The following is a 22,673-nucleotide window of genomic DNA, read 5'->3' on the forward strand; positions in this document are numbered from 1 at the left end:
ACCTGTAGATAACAGGCGATTAAAAAGTAAATACCACAGGCACTAACAATATTTAGATTGTGTGAAGCCAATGTTTACTAGCACTTTATATAAGGTGCGCTACCGGCAACTTACGGACAGAGCCAAATATATGAGGCAGCTCTATTAAGCATCCATATTAGGCATCTCTATTAGGCAAAGTGTAGCATTATATGTAAGCGCTTTCATACAATAGCAAACATAGTACAAGCATTGCCAAGAAACTTTTTACATTTTATTCACAGAAGACAACCCAGTAACGTATTTCACTGGGTTGATATAAAGGTAGGGTGTCTAGCACACGCCACTATCACGGAGAACGAGACTCCAATAGCTTGAGCCTCTTAGCTCGCTTTAGATATGTTCAATGCCGTGCGTGCATCGTTAGTCAGTTTGACGAGTGCCTTTCGAACATCTGTCGAGGTTGCACAAAGGGTTTCAAATGGAATGAACCAGGTCGCTTCCTCGCTGCCACAATGCATGCCTTCGGGAAATGCGCTGTGCATAACAGGGTGCTCAATGTTCACGCCGATTTTATGCTGTAAAATTAACTGCATGGCATCTTGATGGTCTTCATTCATGTGAGTGATCATACCTTCTGGTGAAGTGTGCCACTCTTGCTCTTCAACCTGCCAGTACGCTTTGTCTATCCAATGGATTTTTCCAAATCCGCCAATAAAGCGCACACGCTCCGCGCGAATAACATAAAAGTTAAAGTCATGGGTTTTTTCATACCCTTTGGCTTGTGGGAACAGCCGCAAATATTGCGCTTTCACATCCTCTTTGTTAGCCAGTTCTGCATTGCCCATAATAGTCACTCGACCATTTGCTTGAGAATCATCTTCAGCAGCATCGAATATGGTTAAACTGACTTTATCGTTCGCTTTAATATTGCGAGTGTGCAAGGCAATATCACTAATGTAGATAATGGCATCACCGGCGGGGGTAAGGTAATAAGGAACAACCGAGCCAAAGGGATACCCAGGCATTGACGTGGAATGGGTTCCTAGCACACCGCTATGGTGAGTTCGGCTTAATTGTTTTGCTGAAAATGCAATATCTTGCATGCTCATAAGAAACTCCGTCTATTTAAATTAATGCGTAACAAACACATCGTGTTCTTGGTTACGAATAAGGTTTAATTGGGTGTGATAGCAGCGTGCCAATGTATCTATGGTTAAAGCATTTTCCGGCTTATCATCGGCTATACACCCCTGTTCAGCCAGCAAAAGCATTCTGCTGCAATAGGGGGAAATCAAGTTAAGATCGTGACTCACACAAACTATGCAAAGCCCCTGTTTACTAAGACTGACCAATTGCTGCATCACCAACTTTTGATGACGTAAGTCTAGTGCAGAGGTTGGCTCATCAAGTAGCAATAACTTTCCTACTAAGCTGTCCTGTGGGTTTACTGGCAGCAGCTGTAATATTGCTTTACTTAAAAATACCCGTTGCCGCTCTCCCCCTGATAAGGTTTGAATATTTCGCGACAACAAATGAGTAATATCAAATTGCTCGGCAACCTCACTAATAATACGATGTCGATTGTCAGGCGACTCAATAATATGATGGCGAGCTAACTGCAATATTTCATCAACCAAAAAGCCAAAAGGAGTAGAAGCACTTTGCAACATTACCGCGCGATACTCTGCAAGGTCTCGCATACTTATTTCACTTAGTAGCTGGCCTTTAAATAATAGTGTGCCTTTTTCAAGTGGCGCTAGGCCACCCAAAACAGTGAGTAACGATGATTTCCCACATCCGTTTTCTCCCGCAAGCGCAATAAATTCACCAGCAGTAAATACCATGTTAAGGTTACACAATAATTGTCGCTTGCCCCTGATAACATCCACATTAATAAGGGTAAACAACGTTTCATTTTCCTGTGCATGAGCTTGATTAAAGCGAGCCATTAAACACCCCTTTTTGTTGCCATAATAGATACAAGAAAAAAGGTGCACCGATTGCGGATGTAACTATCCCTATGGGAATTTCCATAGGTATGAATAGGGTGCGAGCCAACGTATCGGCCACTGTTAGTAACAATGCCCCCATCAATGCACAGGCTGGAATAAGTACATTGTGATTGACGCCAAATAGTGTGCGGCACATATGCGGCACCACTAAACCCACAAATCCAATAATGCCACACAGAGCGGTGGCTAAAGCCACAGCAAACGCCACCAACCACAATATGACTTGTTTATAGCGCGTTACATTCAACCCCATATAGGCAGCTTCATTTTCGCCTAAGGCTAGTAAATTAAGCGCATTGCGAGACACCATTAAGCCTGAAATAGCAATAACACCGGCTGCCGCCACCAGCGCGCATAACGTCCAGCTAGCGCCGGCTAAACTGCCCATCGTCCAATAAGTGATTTGGCGAAGTGCATCATCGCTAGCCACATAGCTAATGGCGCCAATAATGGTGCCGGTAAACGCATTTATTGCTACTCCGGCGAGTATTAAGGTAGCCACCGAAACACCTTGTGCACTATTAGCAAAACGTAACACGGTCCACACGGCCAATAATGCACCGCCAAACGCCCAAAGTGCCACCCAAACTGAGGCAAGCGCTGGCACGAGTGGCGGTACAATGGCCATACTGACCGCTGCTGCAGCGGCGGCACCACCGGCAATACCGATTAAACCAGGGTCGGCTAATGGGTTTCTTACCAAGCCCTGCATAGCACAACCAGACACCGCCAATAGCGCGCCAATAAATAAGGTCATAATAACCCGCGGTAATCGCAGTTCGGTAAGTACGTACCAGTGCGTGCTGTTAAATGCAGCGTCAGATGACAGCGCCTCAATATTAACGCCACGTCCTTCAACCAGCACATTTTGAGAGATATGAAGCTCTGCGGACTGAGAAAATTTATGCCACAAAAGTTCGCCCACATTAATAGGTAAGCTGCCACTCACCACCCCAATATAGGCGCTAACTAGTAATAGAAAACCAAGTAAGACTAAACCGTGTCGTTTACGTCTTGTTCGTGCTCCGAGCAAATTTAACATCAATGCAGACCGGTTCACCGCTGACGTATTATTTGTCAGCGGATGATTGGTAGAACTGGAGGGCGAGGTAGATACTGTCACTCTTCCCTTCCCGCAGCATCACGATGAGAGTCTGAATTGAGGCTTGTCTCTAAGACAATATTTTGTGAAATCAGTTTTTTAATAACCTGCTCTTGGTTAGCAGGCCCCTGCTTAGCTGTATCAGAAGCTTTAAGGGATAAAGCCCGTAACCCATGTTCGGCAACGGCTTTTAGCGCAATCGTAAAACGGGGAGATAACCCCAAACCAATGCTGCTATCCATCGCTTTAACCAAACAATGTTGGCCTGCAAACGTTGCTGCAATCGCGTGGTGTGAACACAGTGAATTAAGCGCATTTTCGCCATGCAACATGTGTCCTGCGGCAAACACGACATCAGGGTTTCGTGCCAGCACTGACTCGGCATCCATTAACTTGTAACCGTTGAGATCGCCTGCAATATTGGTCATACCCAAGGTATCAAAAAGAGCTTGCGGCACCGTATCGGCTCCCGCTACGGTAATGCCTCTATCATTATTCGCCACCACGAAAAGTGCATTAATGGTGTTGGAATAGTTGGCACTGGCGTAAGACGCTATTGCTTCGGAATATTGCACTTGCTGAGCGTCCACTTGGCGATGTAAGTCAGTAACAAGCTGCTTGGCTTTCTCTACAGCCGATACTCGGTGACCAATATCAAGTACCATCTCGCTCAAACCGACTATGTCTTTTGACACATGATAAACATGCACATCAACGCCAGCATTTGCTACCTGCTCTAACATAGGTTCTGGGCCTGTGGCACTTGCTCCTAGTAACAAAGACGGCTGCTGGGCAAGCACGCCTTCTGTACTAAGTTGACGAAAATAGCCTAGTTTTGTTACCTCAGTCGCCGCGGCGGGAAACATACTTGTGCTATCTGTTGCCACCACCCAATCACCCCGCCCTAGCGCGTAGATGATTTCCGTTACACTGCCGCCCGCAGCAATAATTCGAGGCGTGTCAGCTTGCTGGTTTTCATGTACCGAAGATGTGAGCTGCGCTGTGTGGGTATTAGGTGCTGAGGATGTAGCGGCAGCATATACGCCGCCACTACATAAACACCAAAGTACACTCATTACGCTTAGCCTATGTAGCACTTTTTTCGTGCTAACTAAGCGTGGTAATTTGGTTTTATCCATTAATTACTCCTCGGTAACGGGGTCGGCGCGGAAGCTATAAGCGCCCGACGTTCCGTCTTCATCGTAATAGCTAGTAATTTGAAATTTAAATACGCTATCACCCGCTGATATTAGGTATACCCCGAACTGTGAGTACAACAAGTGACTTGTGCTGTCATAGAAGTACCAGTTGTTGGCGGTAAACGCGTAGTCACTGATAGTTTCAGCACTGAAACCATAAAATGCAGCGGCTTCGGTATCTATGCCTGCATAGGTATCAGCATCAGTGCGAAGTACAGTTGCATCATCGGCAATAGATAAGGCAAATTCACCTGCGCCATCAGCACAAGGTATTGTGATGTCCCATGCATCCGTTTCCGTTACTTCTTGCTGCAAATCGAAATCGATGTAGATTGACGACGTACACCCTACTGCGTTAACACTTAGCGATACTTCTTCTGCAAACGTGGTTTGCCCATCAAGTACACTTTGATGCATAACACCCAACGTGATTTCCCCAAGACCACGCCCTTCAGTCACAATGTCAGTTACATGGAATTTGGTGTAGTTTTCATCTGATGAAACCACGTAGTAAGTATCGCTCGCCGCGCTGACGACATGGGTTGTAGTGTCATAATTATAAAAGGTATCGCCAATAACAGCAGACTCAGCATCGGTAGAAAAAGCGTCGGCATCTGGCACATCGCTCGTTGTTACTGCTAAATAATCATCCAGCTCGCTATCAGCGGTGGCATTTAAAAATAAGTCTGCCACAGCTGCCCCACTATCATCGTAGAAGTCACTGTTGTTTGCAGTAAAGTAGACACTTACTGGCGTCTCTTGTGCTGTATTTAAAAATACCGACGTGCGTTTAAAGCCGATATCCCAAGTGGTGTCGCTGGCCGCTTCTTCTTCGGTAAGAGTAACCTGGGTTTGTGTATCTAAATCAAAATACACGGCAACCGGTTCAGATGTACTACCTGTGCTGTACGGCCCATAAATTGTAGCCACTTCATTACTGGTTTCGCCTTCATCACCCGCGCTGTCATCGGTTTCGTCACCTGAATTATCGGCGCTGTCTTCACCACTATCTTCACCACTTTGATCAGGGGTTTCAATAACTGGATCGCTACTATCAGAGCCACCGCAGGCTGCAAGCCCCAGTGTCATCGCAAGTAATAATGCTAAGTATGTTTTATTCATGTGTATGTTCCTTTTTAAGTGGTGTGTTTAGCCGTTGTTATTAATCGATTAAACGGCGCCTATGCTTACTTCTCTTATTTGCTTTTTTTGTTAGATTTTTCTGTCTTTAGGTAGTTGTTCTTAAGGGCTTTGTTTTAAAGCGCTCAGCCTTCACAGACGAATTAGTATTGATAACTCACGCCTAAATAAACGCGGCGAGCTGAAATAGGGCGAGCATCAAAAGCCCCCGCCGAAAGTGAATCGGGTGAGCGATGTTCATCGGTAAGGTTTTCAACCCCCAAGCGGGTTTGCCAATGGCTAGAAAAGTCATGCTGCACCACGGCATTTAAGGTGGTGTAGCTGTCTTTCGCGGTAACGGTGTAACCAGAGGTGGGAGAAACGTCGTTTTCATGCACGCCATACAGTTGAACGCTGGTATCCGTTTTATCAAATTGGTAGGTCACTGAGGCTTTCACTAAATGTGTGGGCCGTTCCGGCAAGCGCTCAGAATCACCATCTTGTGCATGTAAGTAGCTATAGTTAAGTTGCCACTGCCAGTTATCGTTTTGCGCGCTCACGCTCAAATCCGCACCATACAGCGTGGCTTCATCGAGGTTTTCGTACATAGAGATATCAAGTCCGGCTTCTTGCGATGCTTCAACATCTACCGCGGTGGTAATAAAATCTTCTGCTTCGGTGTAGTGGAAATCGATATCGGCCTGATACCACCAACGACTTTGTTTCGGTGTTAATCGCGCGTTCAACCCAATATTGGCACTTAGCGCCGTTTCTGGCACAAGGTCTTCATTTCCCAATACCATGTAACCTAAGTTACTGTGATCGAACACGTAGTAACGTTCTTTTAAATTAGGGACTCGATAACTTGAACCACCGCCACCACGCACTTGTAGTGTGGTTTCATCAAGTTTCCAGCTTTGACTGCCACTGAGCTTGGCCGCCGTATGCCAACCAAAATCTGAATCATTTTGTACTCGAAGGCCAAGTAGGGCTTGGGTGTCGTTTTGCTGCCAATTGGCTTGCACGTAAGCTTCGGTGCTTTCTCGGCTAACATCGTCTACTTCTACCGTACCCGTTGCTACATTTTGCTGATCTAAGTTATCAGCATGGGCAACCAATCCTCCTACCCACTCAACATCGCCCAAGGTTAAAATTTTCTGCGCTTCAATTTCCGCTAATTGAATATCGGTTTGGCGAAGGCCATTGGTATTACCGCTTTGTTCATCGTGAGACAAATAGCGCCCATTAATGTGCCAGTTCTGCTGTTGAGCAAGTTTTACATCGTGCTGCCATTGAGTAACGTTAGACACATAACTGATAATGCTAACTTGCCCTGGAATAGCGGACTGGGGTTTGTCTTTCTTCTCGTCTAGCCATTGGCCTTTGTAACTCAAATCAAGGTCGCTGATCTGTGTTGATAAGGAGAACTGCACAAAGGATTTATCCACCGCACCACCATCTTGAGAGACGGTATCAGGGTCGTAATCAAAGCCGGGGTTCGTAATATGCTGAGCGGCTAATCCTAGCTGCCAGTCCTTTATTGCTTTAGCCGCACTAACCTTGGCGGTGTGCCCCAAGGTATCGCCATCGAGCCCATCGTCACTGTAATGAGAAAGTTCGTAGTCGGCGGATAACTGTGAGCCCTCGGGCACATCAGTAATAATATTGATAACCCCCCCCATGGCAGAACTGCCATAAAGCACCGATGCAGCGCCGCGTACAATTTCAATCTGTCGAATATTGGCAACGCTAATTTGGTCTAGGTCGACTGAAGAGCCTGTAGGAGAAATAACGGGCTGACCGTTAATTAACACCAACACATGGTCGCCGTTAAACCCATTCAACTGAACGTTGTAGCCGTCTTTTTGACTACGCCGAACTACCACACCCGGCATCACTTCTAATACTTGCCTAAGTGTTCCTTTGCTAAGCCTCGAAATTTCCGCTTTATCTACCACATCGACTTTTACCGGCGATGCGCCTAAAAGCTTGGGTGTTCGTGTTCCCGTTACCACTACGCGTTCAACTGGCGCCTCAGTTTCGGCTAAAACATATGTTGGCAGTAGCGCGCTCGCCAATAGCAAAGTAACAGGGTAAGAATGAGTCATTTAATTTACTTTCTAATCAATAATGCAAATGATAACAATTTGCATTTGATCTTATTTATTTAAAGAAAAAATGCAAGCGCTATTGGAAAATAATATTAACTTCACCACGTCAAACTATTAAAAATGCGAGAGAACACAGCAGGTATTTGTAATATTTCAATAAAAATGTAAACGCATACAATCAAACAATGTAAGCGCTTGCATTTTCATTTTCGCCCCCTATACTGACCAACAAAGTGTTAACAAATACCAAACCAATTCGTTAACGCAAAGTAACCAACAAGCTAAATGCGAACACGGCATTTCGTTTACTAACAAGTGAATTCAGGGCGTTACCTATGAATCAAACTATAAAAACCACGGCTGGTTCTACAACCACCAGTCAACTTGCACTCGCTACGCTAACATCATTATTTTTCATGTGGGGTTTCATTACCGCACTTAACGACATTCTCATCCCCCATTTGAAAGCCTTATTCTCGCTTTCTTATACCCAAGCCATGCTGGTGCAATCGTGCTTCTTTGGCGCCTATTTTCTTATTTCTATTCCAGCCGGAAAATTAGTGAGTGCCACTGGGTATCAAAAAGGTATTGGTGTGGGTTTGATCACGGCTGCAGTGGGCTGCGTGTTGTTTATTCCATCGGCGCTATTCACTCAGTACTGGATGTTCTTAGGTGCGTTGTTTGTATTGGCTTCAGGCATCACTATTTTGCAAGTTGCCGCAAACCCCTTGGTGACCATTATGGGAAACCCAGATACCGCTTCTAGCCGACTCACCATGACCCAAGGGTTTAACTCATTGGGTACAACTGTTGCGCCCATCATTGGCGGCATAGTCTTATTTGGTGCGCATGAAGGTATGGAAAACGCAGCAGTAGATGCAAATGCGGTAGTACTTCCCTATTTAACATTGGCCGCTGTACTAGTGGCCATGGCAGTGGTGATGGTGAAAGTGAAGCTGCCCTCACCCACGCACAGTGAAATGGATGTCGCCACCACGACAGATACAGGTTTATTAAAACATCGCCACCTATCATTAGGCGCACTAGGTTTATTTTTGTACGTAGGTGCTGAAGTCGCGATTGGCAGCTTCTTGGTAAACTACTTTGGGCTTGAAAGCATTAAAGGCATGAGTGAAAGCCAAGCGTCTAAATACATCGCCTATTACTGGGGTGGCGCTATGGTAGGGCGTTTCATTGGTGCCGCGGTAATGCAAAAAGTGGCCGCGGGTAAACTGCTCGCCGTTAATTCATTTGCCTCATGTACACTCATTGTTGTTTCGGTATGCAGCAGCGGTAATATCGCCATGTGGACAATTTTAGCGGTAGGGCTTTGCAACTCTATCATGTTCCCCACTATTTTCAGTCTTGCACTTAAAGGGCTAGGCCAAAAAACAGCACAAGCCTCTGGTATGTTGTGTTTAGCCATAGTGGGCGGTGCTATTGTGCCACTACTACAAGGTGTTATTGCTGACAACGCGGGTGTACAACTTTCTTTCTTATTGCCGGTTATTTGCTACTTATATATTGCTTATTACGGGCTTCGTGGTGCCACCGTTAACTTGGCTGCTAGCCACAAATAAACAAGGAATTTACTATGAAACTAAGTTCATATTCACTAATTGCCGCAGCATTGGTTATGGCAGGTTGTCAGCCAGCGACAGACGAGGCTAGCACGCCGAAAACTGAGCAGGCTGAGCAAGCATCACAAAAATCAGTACCCGATTTTTGGCCTGAAATTACTTTTAGCACGGCGAATAGCGAAGCGGTAGAAGAAAAAGTAAACGCTATTTTAGCCACTATGACCCTTGAGCAAAAAGTCGCGCAAACGATTCAGCCAGAAATTCGCGATGTTACCCTTGAAGATATGCGTACCTACGGGTTTGGCTCGTACTTAAATGGCGGCGGTGCATTTCCCAATAATGATAAGCACGCCACTCCACAAGATTGGATTGCCATTGCGGATGCCATGTATCAAGCATCAATAGACGATTCTGTTGATGGCAGCACCATTCCTACCATGTGGGGAACTGATGCTGTACATGGTCACAACAATGTCATTGGCGCTACGTTGTTTCCGCATAATATTGGTTTGGGTGCGATGAACGACCCTGCCATCATTACTCAAATTGCCGAAGCGACGGCCAAAGAAGTACGAGCGACTGGTATAGATTGGATATTCGCGCCAACTGTTGCGGTAGCCCGTGATGATCGTTGGGGTAGAACTTATGAAAGCTATTCAGAAGACCCTGCCATTGTAGGCGCTTATGCCAAAGCCATTGTATCTGGCATGCAAGGCGATATCGCCAGTGGCAGCATTGACGATAGCCATGTTATCTCAACGGTAAAGCACTTTATTGGTGATGGCGGTACACAAGGTGGTGACGATCAAGGTAACAACATTGCCGACGAAGAAACCTTATTTCGCATTCACGCACAAGGCTACGTTGAGGGCTTAAATGCTGGCTCACAGTCGGTAATGGCGTCATTCAACAGCTGGCATGGTAAGAAAATTCATGGCAGCAAATACCTACTTACAGATGTGCTAAAAGATAAGATGGGTTTTGACGGTTTTATCGTGGGTGACTGGAACGGCCATGGTCAAATTGAAGGCTGTACTAACGAAAGCTGCCCTCAAGCTATGAACGCGGGTCTTGATGTATTTATGGTGCCTACCAGTGCTTGGAAACCTTTGTATGAGAACACCATTGCACAGGTTAAATCTGGGGTTATTCCTCAGTCTCGTCTAGACGATGCGGTACGCCGCGTATTGCGGGTTAAAGTACGCATGGGTTTGTTTGAGCAACCTTCTCCGGCTAACCGCGCGTTATCGGGCAATAGCGAGATTATTGGTGCGCAAGCCCATCGCGATATTGCTCGCGCTGCGGTTCGTAAGTCTTTAGTGATGCTTAAAAACCAAGATAAATTGCTACCACTAGCACCCAATATGAACGTGGTGGTAGCGGGTGATGCTGCTCATAATATTGGCAAGCAATCAGGCGGCTGGACAATTACGTGGCAAGGTACAGGCAACCAAAATAGCGACTTCCCAGGCGCAACCTCTATTTTTGAAGGTATTCAGCAAACAGTTAGCGAAGCGGGCGGAACGGCTACTTTATTTGAAGGAATGACGTTTGATGCACAAAGTTCAACAAACAATAAACCTGATGTAGCCATTATCGTATTTGGTGAAAACCCTTACGCTGAAGGCAATGGCGATATTTCAAATGTTGAATATCAACGTGGCGACAAGTCAGATCTTGCGTTGTTGAAATCTTTCCAAGCCCAAGGTATTCCTGTGGTATCTGTTTTCATTACCGGCCGCCCATTGTGGGTAAACCCAGAAATTAACGCCAGTGATGCCTTTGTAGTGGCGTGGTTACCTGGCTCTGAAGGCCAAGGCGTTGCTGATGTGTTGTTCACTAAAAAAGATGGTGAAATCAACTATCCAATGCACGGAAAGCTATCGTTCTCTTGGCCTGCCACCCCTACGCAAATCGTGAATAAAGATGACGGTAATACCGCACAATTTGCTTACGGTTATGGGTTAACGTTTGGTGATACCGATCCTATCGAAGCGCCCCTGTCTGAGTCGACTGGCGTTGATGCTAACGCGCCATTACCTGCCCATGATATTTACGTACTTTCTACACAAAAACCATGGCAGCTAATAATTAAAGACGCTTCGGGTGATACGACTGTCGCAAGCAATACGGTGGAATCTGAAGGCGCTAGCGTTCGTACCACCGACCGCATGGTGCAAGAAGATAGCTTATCGCTAACGTTTACTGACCAAGCTACTGTAGGCTTCTATTCACCTTTCCCTGAAGATATGCGTGATTACAGCGACGATGAGTCAGCACTTGTACTAGATGTGAAACTAGCAGAAGGCCTAGACAACCTTAGGGTGTCTATTGGTTGTAGTAGCAGTAATTGCGGCGTGTCGTTACCGTTAAATTCCTTCGCAGCTACTTCAAGCGAGTGGCAAACGGTTGTTATTCCTTCACGCTGTTTTGTAGAAGCAGGCGCGTCATTTGCTGAGCTTTTCTCACCCTTTGCGCTTAACGCTAACGCTTCGGCATCGTTATTGGTATCTAATATACGCTATGAAGCGAATGCCTCTAGCGATGATGCGTCAATGTCAGACATTGCGTGCCCATAGCGTGTGATTGCTGGGCTATCTGAGCTTAAGTTAGCCTCACGCTAGCCTAAAAATTAAAAACATCAAAAACGGGAGCCTATGCTCCCGTTTTTTATATTTATAATCTAGGTGTTTTCGTTTTTAGCCGCGATAAAACTAGTCTGATTTTTTCGGCATTAAATAGTCCGGAATGGGAGCACGGCGACTTTGGGTTTTGGGCCCGTACCACGTCGTAAGATAATCTAAAATAACCGGCTGCGCATCGCCTAAGGGCCATAGTTTTTGCGTGCTTTGCATCCAGCGGATAGTTTCAAGCCAGCGTTCGCGGCTCATTTGATTTTGCGAAATAAGCTTAGCGGAATGACAGGCAGTACAATGTGCAGCCACCATATTATGCCCAGTGGCATCAACAAGCCCTGTCGCGGGGTTGAGCTTATGTTCGTTAGCTAGCGTTGCTAATGATGTAGTACATAACACCGATAGCATTAGCGCGCTTGTCAGCCTGTTCATTTCTCACACCACCTTTACTGCAATGCGATGACACGCATTGTTTAAGTAACCTTTGGGGTTCCAACCAGGCAGCACCATGGGCTGAGAACGACCATTTGCATCTTCAGCGCGCGCCCAAATTTCATAGTAGCCAGCCTGCTTGAAGTTAATTTCTGAATTAAAGTGCTGCCAAGCATGCCTATTAACGGGCTTCGACAGGGTACTTTGTTGCCACGTTTGACCAAAATCAATTGAGGTAAAGACCTTGGCTATCGCGGCTTCGCCGCTCCATGCATGCCCGCGCACTGCCAACGCTTTGCCTTTGTTATGCTTCGCACCTGACTTGGGATGGGTAATCAACGATTTCACCGGCATAGCTTCAATAATGCACATTTCATCTTCTGGCACACTCGTGCCTGGTGCGATGGGTTTGCACGGTACACGATAGGCATTGCCGCCCATTTTCGCGCCATCATGTACCCGATCGCGAATAACAATTTTCGACAACCACTTGCCCGAGGTAGAAGCAGGCCAGCCGCCAAACATTAACCGCATGGGGAAGCCGTTCATTAGCGGTAGCGGTTCGCCATTCATTTCAAAGGCAATTAACGATTCATCTTCTAATGCTTTGCCAATAGGCACGCCACGAGAAATAGCCGCTTTACCCGGCGTGCGGCTTAAATGTAAATCTTCACCGTAATAACCTATGTAGACTGCATCGTCTTTAATACCGACGGCATTCAGTACGTCTTTTAAACGAACACCTGTCCATGACGGGCAGCCTACCGCGCCGGTAGTCCATTGATTACCGCTGGCCGTAGGGGAAAATTCAGAACGGCCATTTCCGCCACACTCAAGGGTGAGTTGATAGGTGTAATGTTTAAAATTGGCTTTAAGTTCGCTTAAGGTGAAGGTGCGAGATGCAGCTGCCGACTCACCTTCAATCGTGAGTGTCCACGCGTTTTCATCAAAATCAGTGGGGGTTATTTCAGGCACAATACCGTTATTTCGCACGAACAATTTAGACGCTGGCGTAACCTTATCGTCAAGTAAATGCGCGGGGGTTTCGGCGTTAATAGGCCTGTCGTTTAGTACCACCAACCCGTCTTTACCTTCAATACTAAAAGGCGTTTCGGTTTGCGCTAATGCAGCCGGAATAAGCCCTGCTGGCATAAAGCGACCATAAACAATTTCTGCGCCTAGTAATACAGAGAGGGTTTTAAAACCTGATAGAAAACCACGTCGTGTTAACCCATCGGTTTTACGCCCGAATACTTGCTCGTCTGCGGCAATAGGATTTTCGGCGTACAAGGCATGAATACCGGTTTCGTTCGCCAAAGGCTGCTGGCTTGATGATTCAGAATGCGTGCTCACACTCTGTTTAGATTTTTTTGAGATAGGCACGCATTGCCTCCTTTACGAGTGCATTGATGTCGACAACTAATTCAAGAAAAACTAACTTAAGAAAGCTAGTTTAAAAGCTAACTTAGAACTAGCTCAAGTTGACTAACTTAAAAACAAATAACCTAAAATGAGTAGGGCTATCCAAAGGGTTTCCGTCACAATAAGTACAATAGGTAACATGCCGACTTCAGCCAGCTTACCTAAGTTTGATTTCATACCAATGGCAGTGATTGATACTACAAGAAAAAATCGAGATATCTGTGAGCCTGATTCAATAACCACTTCAGGTAAGGTAACAAAACTATTTAACAGCATGAGAGCCACAAAACCCACTAAGAACACCGGTAGCTTAGGCATTTCGCCATCCAAATCCTGTACGCTAGTGTGTGCTCGTTTTACTATGACCATCATGATCATAACAACGGGTAATAACATGGCAACGCGCACTAACTTCGTTAACGTGGCCATATCGCCCGCGTCTTCAGACACTGAATATCCAGCGCCTACCACTTGCGCCACATCGTGAATGGTACCGCCTAGAAAAATACCCGCTTCGGTATCGTCCATACCCAATTGCCCAGCAATAATAGGGTAAACAATCATGGCAATGGTAGACATAGCAGTTACGCCAATTACCGTTAGCAGCGTATCCCGCTCATGATTTTTGCCAGCAGGCAAAATAGTAGAAATTGCTAATGCCGCAGAGGCCCCGCAAATAGCTACCGAGCCGCCGGTTAATGCGCCAAAGCGCTTTTGCATACCCACGCTTTTTGCCATCACCACGCCCAACACTATGGTTGAGAAAATGGCAAAAGCCAGCATGGCTGCAGTTTGCCAGCCAAGAACGACTAAGTCACCCAAGGCAATACGCAACCCCAGCAATACAACACCAGCACGTAATAGCGTACTGGCGGTAAAATCAATGCCGCATTTGCACACCCCATCGGCCTGATACAAAAATGAGATTGCCATACCCAGTAACAGCGCGAACAACATGGCCGGTGCGCCATAATGTTCACTTAAAAACAGCGCTGCCATACCGGTTATTGTAGCAATACCAAACCCAGGCCAAATCGATTTACACTTTGCGGCAAACTCGGTCATAACAATTAACGCTCGGCAGCGACAAGAGCGACTAATACTTGGCGTTTTCTTTCACCAGAATATGGGCGACGGCCGTGCATAGAGCGATAGTTATCAACTAACGCAACATCGCCATCTTGCCACTCAAGGTCGAAAGTAAACTGTTGCGATAGCTCAGCAATACGCTCTAAGCCTTCTTTAGGAATAGCAGAACCATCACCAAACGTAATGGCTGAAGACGGGTTTTCACGCACCCCTTTCCACCCCATATAAGCCGCTATAAGTTGGTTGTAGAACGAGTATGAACCGTCACCAAGATCAATCACTGCCGGCAACACTGGGGTAATAGCGCGTAAGCTACCATCGTCCAACCATTCCCAGCTGTAACCAAGCTCTTTTAGCTTTGCTTCGCCTTCTGCGGTGCTTTCTACACTTAACGTGCTTTTCCAGCTTCGGCCCTGACCTGAATTCGCATCATCTGCAGCGGGCATTGTCGTGGTGTACTTCAAGCCTTTTTCTGCAAAATCGTTAGCTAACGACGGGTTTTCCGCCTTTAGTGCTTCAAACAATTTGTCTGAACGACATAGTGGCGTAGCGCCGCCATTATCAGCCGCTGACTGGCAGTAAAAGAATACCTTACTAGGTGAAATTGGCGTTTGTGCCATTTCGTGATGCAAGAAAATCTCTACGTCTTTAGGGGCTTCGTTGGCGGTAAATACACGTTCAGTAAAGTTGATACGCACCGCGTTCGAGAGCGATTCTTTATAGGTAAAATTTGCATACCCGAAGCCCGCAGAGAAGATATCGAAAGTTTCAGCAGAATTTAAAGGGAAACCTCTAAATAACAACGCCCCCGAAATGGCGAGTTGTGCTTCTAACTCAGCCTGGTTCTGTTGAATAAACGTCACTGTTTCTTCTACGGTTTTACAGCCATCGTTATTTACCACAATTTGCGGAAAAACTTGACCGTTGTAGCTGTGTTGAGTTGGCACATTGGCATATTCGATTGCGTTGCTCATAGTACTCTCCTAGTCGTAAATAGGGTGGAAACGATTAAAGGCAGCTTCACAGAAGTGACCTGGGTCGTTAAAGCGTCGGTTCATGTTAAGCGCTGAAATAGCCTGCATTTCTTCATCGGTAAGTTCGAAATCGAACAGGGCTAAGTTTTCGCGCATTCTTTCAGGCTTCGACGTTTTAGGAATAATGGCATTACCACGTTGTACACCCCAACGAAGTACCACTTGTGCAGGTGTTCTACCATGAGCAGCAGCGGCTTTTTTCACTACGTCTTGCTCAAGTACCGATTCCGTTTTATCCGCCATTTCAAGCTCAAGATAAGACAGAGCACCTAATGGTGAGAACGCGGTAACGTTCATATCGTAGTCTTTTGCTAGGCGAATCAAACGCTCTTGTGTAAGGTAAGGGTGAGATTCAATTTGCAACATGGCTGGTTTGATACGGGCGTAGCTCATCAAATCATGCAGTAGCCCTGTGTTGTAGTTACATACACCAATACGACTAACCTTCTTGCTATCTACCAAACCTTCCATGGCTTCCCATGTTTTATAAAGTGGCACTGGAGCCAACTCCATGGTTGGGTTCTCTTGCGTAGTATCGTAAAACCATTCTGGTGGGTAACGAGTTTCAATCGGCACAAATTTTTGCGCTATCGGGAAGTGAATAAGGTACAAATCGAGATAATCGAGTTGTAAATCGCTTAATGTTTTTTCAAGTGCTAGCGGCACATGCTCTGGTGCATGAAAGGTATTCCACAGTTTCGACGTGATCCAAAGCTCTTCACGGGTACAAAGGCCATCTTTGATAGCACGCTGAATGCCTTCGCCAACCTCTTTCTCATTGCCATAATCAGAAGCGCAGTCTAAATGGCGATAGCCCGCTTTAATCGCTTCGTATGCAGTATCAGCACAGATAGCCGTATCGACTTTCCAGAAACCAAACCCAACCTCAGGGATTTTTTCCAACGCGTTCATATCTTTAATCCTGTTTAATAAAAAAGACTTTAGTCTTGTATAAGACATAAGTTATTATAGGAGGAATGCCATGTCAACAAAGTGTTAACAAAATTAATTAAGCACTCACTTTTTGATACTCGCGAAGTTGTTTTTGTGTTTATTTCGAAAAGACGTTATTGAATAACGCTGTACCGAAGCACTTATTTCAGAGCCCAAGTGTTGAATGGCATAGTCTTAGGGAGAGCGGTTTCAAAGGATATAGCTTCTAAGGTAAGCGCTATAAGAGAAAAAGCCATCTAAGGGTAAAACCTTGATGGAGCAGCGTTAACAAGAAGCAGTATGAACATAGCATAGCGATTTTAAATGGCTATGCGCTGAGCTAGCAGAGGGATTGCTAGCGATAATTTAATCAAGCTCTACTTGGTAATGATAGTGATCGCTTCTACATTTGCTTTCACGATATTCAATCAGCTTACCGTCTATAGACTCTGTCACACGTGTTACCAGCAACAGCGGCTCGCCTGCTTTTATTTGTAAAAGCTTGGCATCGTTATCTGAGGCTAGTACCGCTTTAATACCGTCTCTGGTTTTAAATACGGTTTGATTAAAGTCGGTTTGATAGAAATGGTACAAGGTATGGGGAATATCTTTGCGTTCATGTATGCCAACAAAATATTTAGCCGGCAGAAAAATCGTTTCCAGCATACAAAATTCGTTATCTAAAATACGTCGACGTTCGAGTTTTGTTACGCGCTCTTTGCCCGATAAATTTAACGCGGCTTGTACGTTTTTATCAGGAGATATGAGTTCTATGCCAAGCAACTCGGCTTTGGGAAGGTCGGCTCCCTTGCCGTCGGCTTGCAGCGGGAAGAAGCGAAACAGGGCATCTTGTGCAGTGTGCTCAGAAACGAAGGTACCTACACCTTGGCGGCGTGTTACAATTTTAGTGTCGGTAAGCAAGGTTAACGCTTTACGAACCGTGCCTTGGCTAACATTAAATTCATCAGCCAGTTTGAACTCGCTTGGCAACATTTCACCAGGCTGCCACCGACGTTCCACAATGAGCTGCTTTATATATTCGGCAACTTGCTGATAGAGCGGTTGGAACGCGAGACTGGGACCACTTAATTTGTGGTCGAACTGAGATGAAGACATGAAACCTAACCTAATGCTTAATTTTTGTTGTTATATCATACACAAGAGTTATAGCGCATTTTTGATGTAAATCACATACAACTACAGGTGTAGATGCAAAATGTTACTTGAAACCCTAGTACCTATGTTCATTCTATTGGGCTTTGCTACTGTACTGCAAACCCTAAGCGGGTTTGGCTTTGGGTTAATGGTGGTATCTAGTTTTACCTTATTTAATTTACTTCCCCTTACCGCCACCACTTTTTTAATTAGTGTTCTAGGGTTAGTAAATTCAACCAGTATTGTGTTGAAAAATGTTCACCTTATTCACCGCAAAGCCTTCACGCTTGTGTTGATTGGCGGTATCCCTTTTATTGCCGTGGGCTACGCCTTGCTTGAATACCTTTCCGCGGGACTGTCGGTTTGGTTAAATATTTTGCTTGGGTTGGCAATATTAACCTGCTGCTTGCTACTCATTGTGAAAAGAAGCCAATCTGCTGCCTCAGGCAAAGGGTGGGGCTTTATAGTATCAGGCGCATTGGGTGGCGTATTAGGCGGGTTATTTTCTACTTTCGGGCCACCCGTGGTATTTCAGTGTTATCGCCAGAATTGGTCTGTGCATGAAGTGCGATATACTCTGCTGGCTATCTTTAGTGTTACCGCGCTTATTCGTTTAGCCATGGTGCCTTTTGGCACGTTGCCCAATCAGACTACGGTTATATCTACCCTCTTTGCTATCCCCCTGATCTTAATATTTACGCGCATTGGTAGGCTGCTAGCTGCGCGGATTGAGCCAAGCGTGGTAAGATTATTGGCCATTAGTACATTGGCGCTTAGTGGGATAACGTTAATTCTTCAAAATGTGCCCCACCTGTTTAACTAAGCACTGTGTTTACTAGGCAGCCTTAAATAGCCGCAACTGGCAGTCGCTACCAATAGTAAAAACGCCATTCCCCGTTTGAAATACAACGCGCACTTGTAATAATTTGCACTGAAAACTGTAATTGCTCGTTGACAGCCAAGTTACATTTCATTAACTTATGTCTTATATAAGACACGAAGAGTGAAGTGATATGAGTAATGCATTTTCGGTAACCGAGCCAGACTGGAACAGCATAAAGGCGGCGGACATTACCGCGAGCCCTTATCTAGTAGACGATCACCACCTAGCGGTGCCAACCCAATATGGCAGTTTACTGTTCTCTATCAGCCAATACGGCTTACGGATTCAGTCGGGTGGTGAAAATGCGACACTAGTAGATGGCTTTGACTATGGCATGCTAGTAACCACACCGGATACTAAACAACTGGTTTTTTCAGGCGATGAGCAACACTGCACCATTAATGCCGGTGAATACCGTTTAGAACTGTTTTCTGCTCCACTTCATTTCAAACTTTATCGAAACGATATTTTGGTACAAGAATCGGCTACCGATGGACACTTTGTGCGTCAACATCGCCTTCCGCCTTTCGCTAAAACCGATGCCGGCTGGGTAATTTGTTTAGAACTTGGTGACGATGAATCAATCTACGGCTTAGGTGAAAAATGGGGCAAGCTTGATAAACGTGGTCAATTGGTTCGTTCATACAATCACGATGCCCTTGGTGTAAACACTGAAAAGTCTTATAAAAACACCCCTTACGCATGGAGCCCTGAAGGCTGGAACCTCTTTGTTCACACGCCAACGCCAGTGACCCATGGTGTAGGCTATGCGCCTTGGTCTCAGCGCGCGTACATTTGCGTGGTAGAAGACACCTTGCTAGATATGTTCTTGTATCACTGCGATAGCCCAGCGCAAAGTATTCATACTTATAGCAGCTTAACCGGCTTCGCACCTGTTCCACCAAAGTGGAGCCTAGGCGTTATTCTTTCCAAGGCTTATTACAAAGACTCAGAAGAGCTATTAGCTGTTGCCCGCGAAGTGCGTGAAAAGAACATGCCCTGCGATGTCATCACGCTAGATGGCCGCGCATGGCAAGATACCGATACTCGTTTTGCATTTGAATGGGACCCTACTCGCTACGCCGATCCTAAGCCTGTTCTTGATGAACTAAAAGCGATGGACTTTAAAATTTGCGTATGGGAATACCCCATGATTTCAGTGAAAAACCCGCTGTACGCAAAGGCCGCTGAAAGAGGCTGGCTAATTAAAGACAAGCGCACGGGTGAAGCTTATCGCTACGAGTGGGATTTAAGCCCTTTCGGTGAAGTACTTACTCCACTACCAGATTCAGGTATTTTAGATTTTACCCACCCTGAAGCTTACGAATTTTGGAAGGAATCACACAAGCCCTTGTTCGAATTGGGTGTTGATATGATTAAAGCCGACTTTGGTGAGCAGTTAGAAGATGACAACATGCTCTCTTACAGCGGTGATTCAGGTGACCGACTGCATAACGTATATAGCATGCTGTATAACCGCTGCGTATACGAAGCCGCTGAGAAATATTGTAAAACAGGGCCATTTCTGTTCAGTCGTTCAGCATGGACAGGCAGCCAGCGTTTTCCAGCTCAGTGGGGCGGCGATCCTCAAGCAGACTGGCATGGTCTAGCTGCGAGTATTCGGGGAAGCCTTTCTTGGGGCATGTCGGGCGGTCCATTCTTCGCCACCGACATCGGCGGCTTCTATAAAGATACTCGTGACGCAGAATTATACGTTCGCTGGGCACAGGCATCAGTGTTTTCTGCTCATATGCGACTGCATGGCATTGGCCCTCGCGAACCTTGGTCCTACGGCGAAGCAGCATCTAACGCCGTATTCGACGCATTAAAACTGCGTTATCGCTTACTGCCCTATTTAGAAAAAGCCACACAACAAGCCAGTGAAACCGGCTTACCTGTGCAGCGTTCAATGGCACTCGCTTTCCCTAACGACCCACTTGCCCGCCAGTTTGAACAACAATTCATGTGCGGCGAAAGTTTGTTAGTCGTGCCTTGTATTGTGCCTGGCGGTAAAGTGAAGTTCTATTTACCAGAAGGTGATTGGGTTCGTTTTAATGCTGCTAGCACTTCACCGACAAACGATGACACTTACCAAGGCGGTAAGTACTACGAGCAAATTCTAGGTTTGAATGAGCTGGCAGTATTTGTTCGCAAAGGTGAGCAAGTGGTTTTAGGTCCTGAGGTAGAGCATACCGAAATGGATATGTCTGCTACCACTATGTGGCCGCAATAGTCGTCGGAGTATTAGCATGAATGTGACGCTTACCTTACTGACCTGTATGGCCTTTATGGCCGTGGTCGCCATTATTTCGTACATGAAAACGAAAGGCGAAGTAAATACTCAAGACGGCTATTTCTTAGCAGGTCGGGGGTTAACCGGCACCTTCATTGCAGGCTCTATGATCCTGACTAACCTCTCGGCAGAGCAGCTCATTGGGCTTAACGGCTCTGCCTTTGGGTACAACTTAAGTGCTATGGCATGGGAAGTGACCGCGGGTATTTCCACCATTATCATGGCGCTGATCTTTTTGCCTCGCTACTTAGCGGGCGCTTTCTCTACCCTACCCGAGTTTCTACGTGACCGGTTCGACGACAACGTAAGAAGAATGACGGTCGTATTATTTATGGTGGGTTACACCTTAATTACTATTCCTTCGGTACTCTATTCAGGCTCTATTGCGGTACTTCGGTTATTCGACGTGCCCGGGTTATTAAATTTAAGTTATGAAGCCAGCCTTATTGTTACCATCATAATGGTAGGCAGTATCGGTGCCTTGTACGCCATATTTGGCGGTTTAAAAGCGGTAGCAGTGTCAGATACCATCAACGGTGTAGGCCTTCTCATTGTTGGGTTATTGGTACCTATCTTAGGCTTAATTGCACTAGGTGATGGCAGCTTCGCAGCCGGCCTAACCACTATCGCTACAACCGAAACCGAGAAACTAAATGCCATAGGGGGTGCTGATGATCCCGTGCCCTTTGGGACTATTTTCACCGGTATGATATTGGCGAACCTGTTTTATTGGGGTACCAACCAATATGTAATTCAACGTACGCTAGGTGCTAAGAACTTAATTGAAGGGCAAAAGGGCGTGTTGTTTTCGGGGTATTTTAAAGTCCTCGTGCCTTTTATGATGATGTTACCTGGGGTAATTGCGTATCACCTGTATCAAAATGAAAACCTGCAAACTATCGACTTGGCTTATCCACACTTAGTGAAAGAGGTATTACCGCAATACTTGTCTGGTTTTTTCTTAGCTGTGTTGTTAGGAGCGGTATTTAGCTCGTTCAACTCGTTATTAAATAGCGCCGCCACACTGTTTTGTTTAGACGTGTACAAACCGTTTAAAAAAGATAAGGTCACTGATTCCCAGCTCATTCGCGTAGCCAAAATTACCAGTTTAGTGATTGCGGTGGTCTCTTTCATTACTGCGCCGTTATTAATGCTGGCACCGGAAGGGTTGTGGCAGATTATTCGTATCTTTACGGGTTTTTATAACATTCCTGTTATTACCATTGTATTGGTCGGTTTATTTACTAAAAACGTGCCTGCCCTTGCGGCAAAGGTCGCGATTATCTTTCACGTAATAGCGTATGCCTTGCTGAAGTTTGTGTGGCAAGTAGAGATTAACTTTATCCATATCTACGCCATTTTGTTTGCCATTGAACTTGGCATTATGCTGGCCATTGGTCACTTCTACCCTATGGCAAAGCCATGGCGCTTTGTACCTAAAGCAGAGGTAGATATGACACCGTGGCGTTATGCTATTCCTTGCGCGATTGTACTGGTTGGTTTAATTGTGACTCTGTACTTAATGTTTTCACCAGTGGGTTTCGTGGGCGGCATCAGTAAAGCCTTTATCCCTTCTTTAGTTGGGCTGTGGAGTACCTGCTTTGTAGCCATCGGCATAAGCCTTAAATGGTGGCGTGCCAGATACGAATTAGGGTTAAAGCGCTTAGCGCATCAATAATACTAACAGGCGG

Annotated in this window: 17 protein-coding genes; 5 read left to right on the forward strand and 12 right to left on the reverse strand. The window is 45.8% G+C overall.

Annotated elements, in window-relative coordinates; genetic code table 11:
- Window positions 1–362: 362 nt before the first annotated feature.
- From J8L84_RS07300 to J8L84_RS07325, 6 genes are all read right to left on the reverse strand, one after another.
- Window positions 363–1,091, reverse strand: a complete 729-nt coding sequence (locus tag J8L84_RS07300; RefSeq protein ID WP_211070109.1) for a DUF2470 domain-containing protein — start codon at window positions 1,089–1,091, stop codon at window positions 363–365.
- A 21-nt stretch (window positions 1,092–1,112) separates the two neighbouring features.
- Window positions 1,113–1,931 (reverse strand): ATP-binding cassette domain-containing protein, encoded by an 819-nt coding sequence (locus J8L84_RS07305; RefSeq protein ID WP_211070110.1) that lies wholly within the window; start codon window positions 1,929–1,931, stop codon window positions 1,113–1,115.
- The gene (locus J8L84_RS07310) at window positions 1,918–3,036 is read right to left on the reverse strand and encodes an iron ABC transporter permease (RefSeq protein ID WP_211070374.1); all 1,119 of its coding nucleotides are present in this window, start codon (window positions 3,034–3,036) and stop codon (window positions 1,918–1,920) included. Before J8L84_RS07310 ends, J8L84_RS07305 begins: the two co-directional genes overlap by 14 nt.
- 77 nt (window positions 3,037–3,113) lie before the next feature.
- On the reverse strand, window positions 3,114–4,235 hold the full coding sequence (locus tag J8L84_RS07315) for an ABC transporter substrate-binding protein (protein WP_211070111.1): 1,122 nt from the start codon (window positions 4,233–4,235) through the stop codon (window positions 3,114–3,116).
- A gap of 3 nt (window positions 4,236–4,238) precedes the next feature.
- Window positions 4,239–5,417: an HmuY family protein gene (locus tag J8L84_RS07320; RefSeq protein ID WP_211070112.1), complete on the reverse strand. Its 1,179-nt coding sequence runs from the start codon at window positions 5,415–5,417 to the stop codon at window positions 4,239–4,241.
- Window positions 5,418–5,578: 161 nt separating this feature from the next.
- Complete coding sequence (locus J8L84_RS07325; RefSeq protein ID WP_211070113.1) at window positions 5,579–7,522, reverse strand: TonB-dependent receptor; 1,944 nt, start codon at window positions 7,520–7,522, stop codon at window positions 5,579–5,581.
- Window positions 7,523–7,860: 338 nt separating this feature from the next.
- On the opposite strand from J8L84_RS07325, the gene J8L84_RS07330 reads away from it, so the two are divergent.
- Window positions 7,861–9,105 carry a sugar MFS transporter gene (locus tag J8L84_RS07330; RefSeq protein ID WP_211070114.1) on the forward strand — a complete coding sequence of 415 codons (1,245 nt, stop codon included), beginning with the start codon at window positions 7,861–7,863 and terminating at the stop codon, window positions 9,103–9,105.
- A 14-nt stretch (window positions 9,106–9,119) separates the two neighbouring features.
- Window positions 9,120–11,684, forward strand: a complete 2,565-nt coding sequence (locus J8L84_RS07335; protein WP_211070115.1) for a glycoside hydrolase family 3 N-terminal domain-containing protein — start codon at window positions 9,120–9,122, stop codon at window positions 11,682–11,684.
- Between the two features lie 135 nt (window positions 11,685–11,819).
- Here J8L84_RS07335 and J8L84_RS07340 read toward each other — a convergent pair whose 3' ends face one another.
- The 6 genes from J8L84_RS07340 to J8L84_RS07365 form a co-directional block, all read right to left on the reverse strand.
- The gene (locus J8L84_RS07340; RefSeq protein ID WP_211070116.1) at window positions 11,820–12,173 is read right to left on the reverse strand and encodes a hypothetical protein; all 354 of its coding nucleotides are present in this window, start codon (window positions 12,171–12,173) and stop codon (window positions 11,820–11,822) included.
- 3 nt (window positions 12,174–12,176) lie between these two features.
- Window positions 12,177–13,526, reverse strand: coding sequence for a sulfite oxidase (locus tag J8L84_RS07345; protein WP_348771826.1), 1,350 nt, complete (start codon window positions 13,524–13,526; stop codon window positions 12,177–12,179).
- A 132-nt stretch (window positions 13,527–13,658) separates the two neighbouring features.
- Window positions 13,659–14,660, reverse strand: a complete 1,002-nt coding sequence (locus J8L84_RS07350) for a putative sulfate exporter family transporter (RefSeq protein WP_211070118.1) — start codon at window positions 14,658–14,660, stop codon at window positions 13,659–13,661.
- A 5-nt stretch (window positions 14,661–14,665) separates the two neighbouring features.
- The gene (locus J8L84_RS07355; RefSeq protein ID WP_211070119.1) at window positions 14,666–15,658 is read right to left on the reverse strand and encodes a TauD/TfdA family dioxygenase; all 993 of its coding nucleotides are present in this window, start codon (window positions 15,656–15,658) and stop codon (window positions 14,666–14,668) included.
- A gap of 9 nt (window positions 15,659–15,667) precedes the next feature.
- A complete protein-coding gene (locus J8L84_RS07360) occupies window positions 15,668–16,630 on the reverse strand; it encodes an aldo/keto reductase (protein ID WP_211070120.1) in 963 nt (320 codons plus the stop codon).
- A 387-nt stretch (window positions 16,631–17,017) separates the two neighbouring features.
- On the reverse strand, window positions 17,018–17,767 hold the full coding sequence (locus J8L84_RS07365; RefSeq protein ID WP_211070121.1) for a GntR family transcriptional regulator: 750 nt from the start codon (window positions 17,765–17,767) through the stop codon (window positions 17,018–17,020).
- 100 nt (window positions 17,768–17,867) lie between these two features.
- Here J8L84_RS07365 and J8L84_RS07370 point away from each other — a divergent pair, with 100 nt between their 5' ends.
- From J8L84_RS07370 to J8L84_RS07380, 3 genes are all read left to right on the forward strand, one after another.
- Entirely contained in the window at window positions 17,868–18,629 is a 762-nt protein-coding gene (locus J8L84_RS07370; protein WP_211070122.1) for a sulfite exporter TauE/SafE family protein, read from the forward strand.
- A gap of 190 nt (window positions 18,630–18,819) precedes the next feature.
- On the forward strand, window positions 18,820–20,922 hold the full coding sequence (locus tag J8L84_RS07375; protein ID WP_211070123.1) for a TIM-barrel domain-containing protein: 2,103 nt from the start codon (window positions 18,820–18,822) through the stop codon (window positions 20,920–20,922).
- A 16-nt stretch (window positions 20,923–20,938) separates the two neighbouring features.
- Window positions 20,939–22,660, forward strand: a complete 1,722-nt coding sequence (locus J8L84_RS07380) for a solute:sodium symporter family transporter (RefSeq protein WP_211070124.1) — start codon at window positions 20,939–20,941, stop codon at window positions 22,658–22,660.
- Window positions 22,661–22,673: the final 13 nt, after the last annotated feature.

This window comes from Alteromonas sp. MMG017 (genome assembly GCF_018100795.1).
GTDB lineage: Bacteria > Pseudomonadota > Gammaproteobacteria > Enterobacterales > Alteromonadaceae > Alteromonas.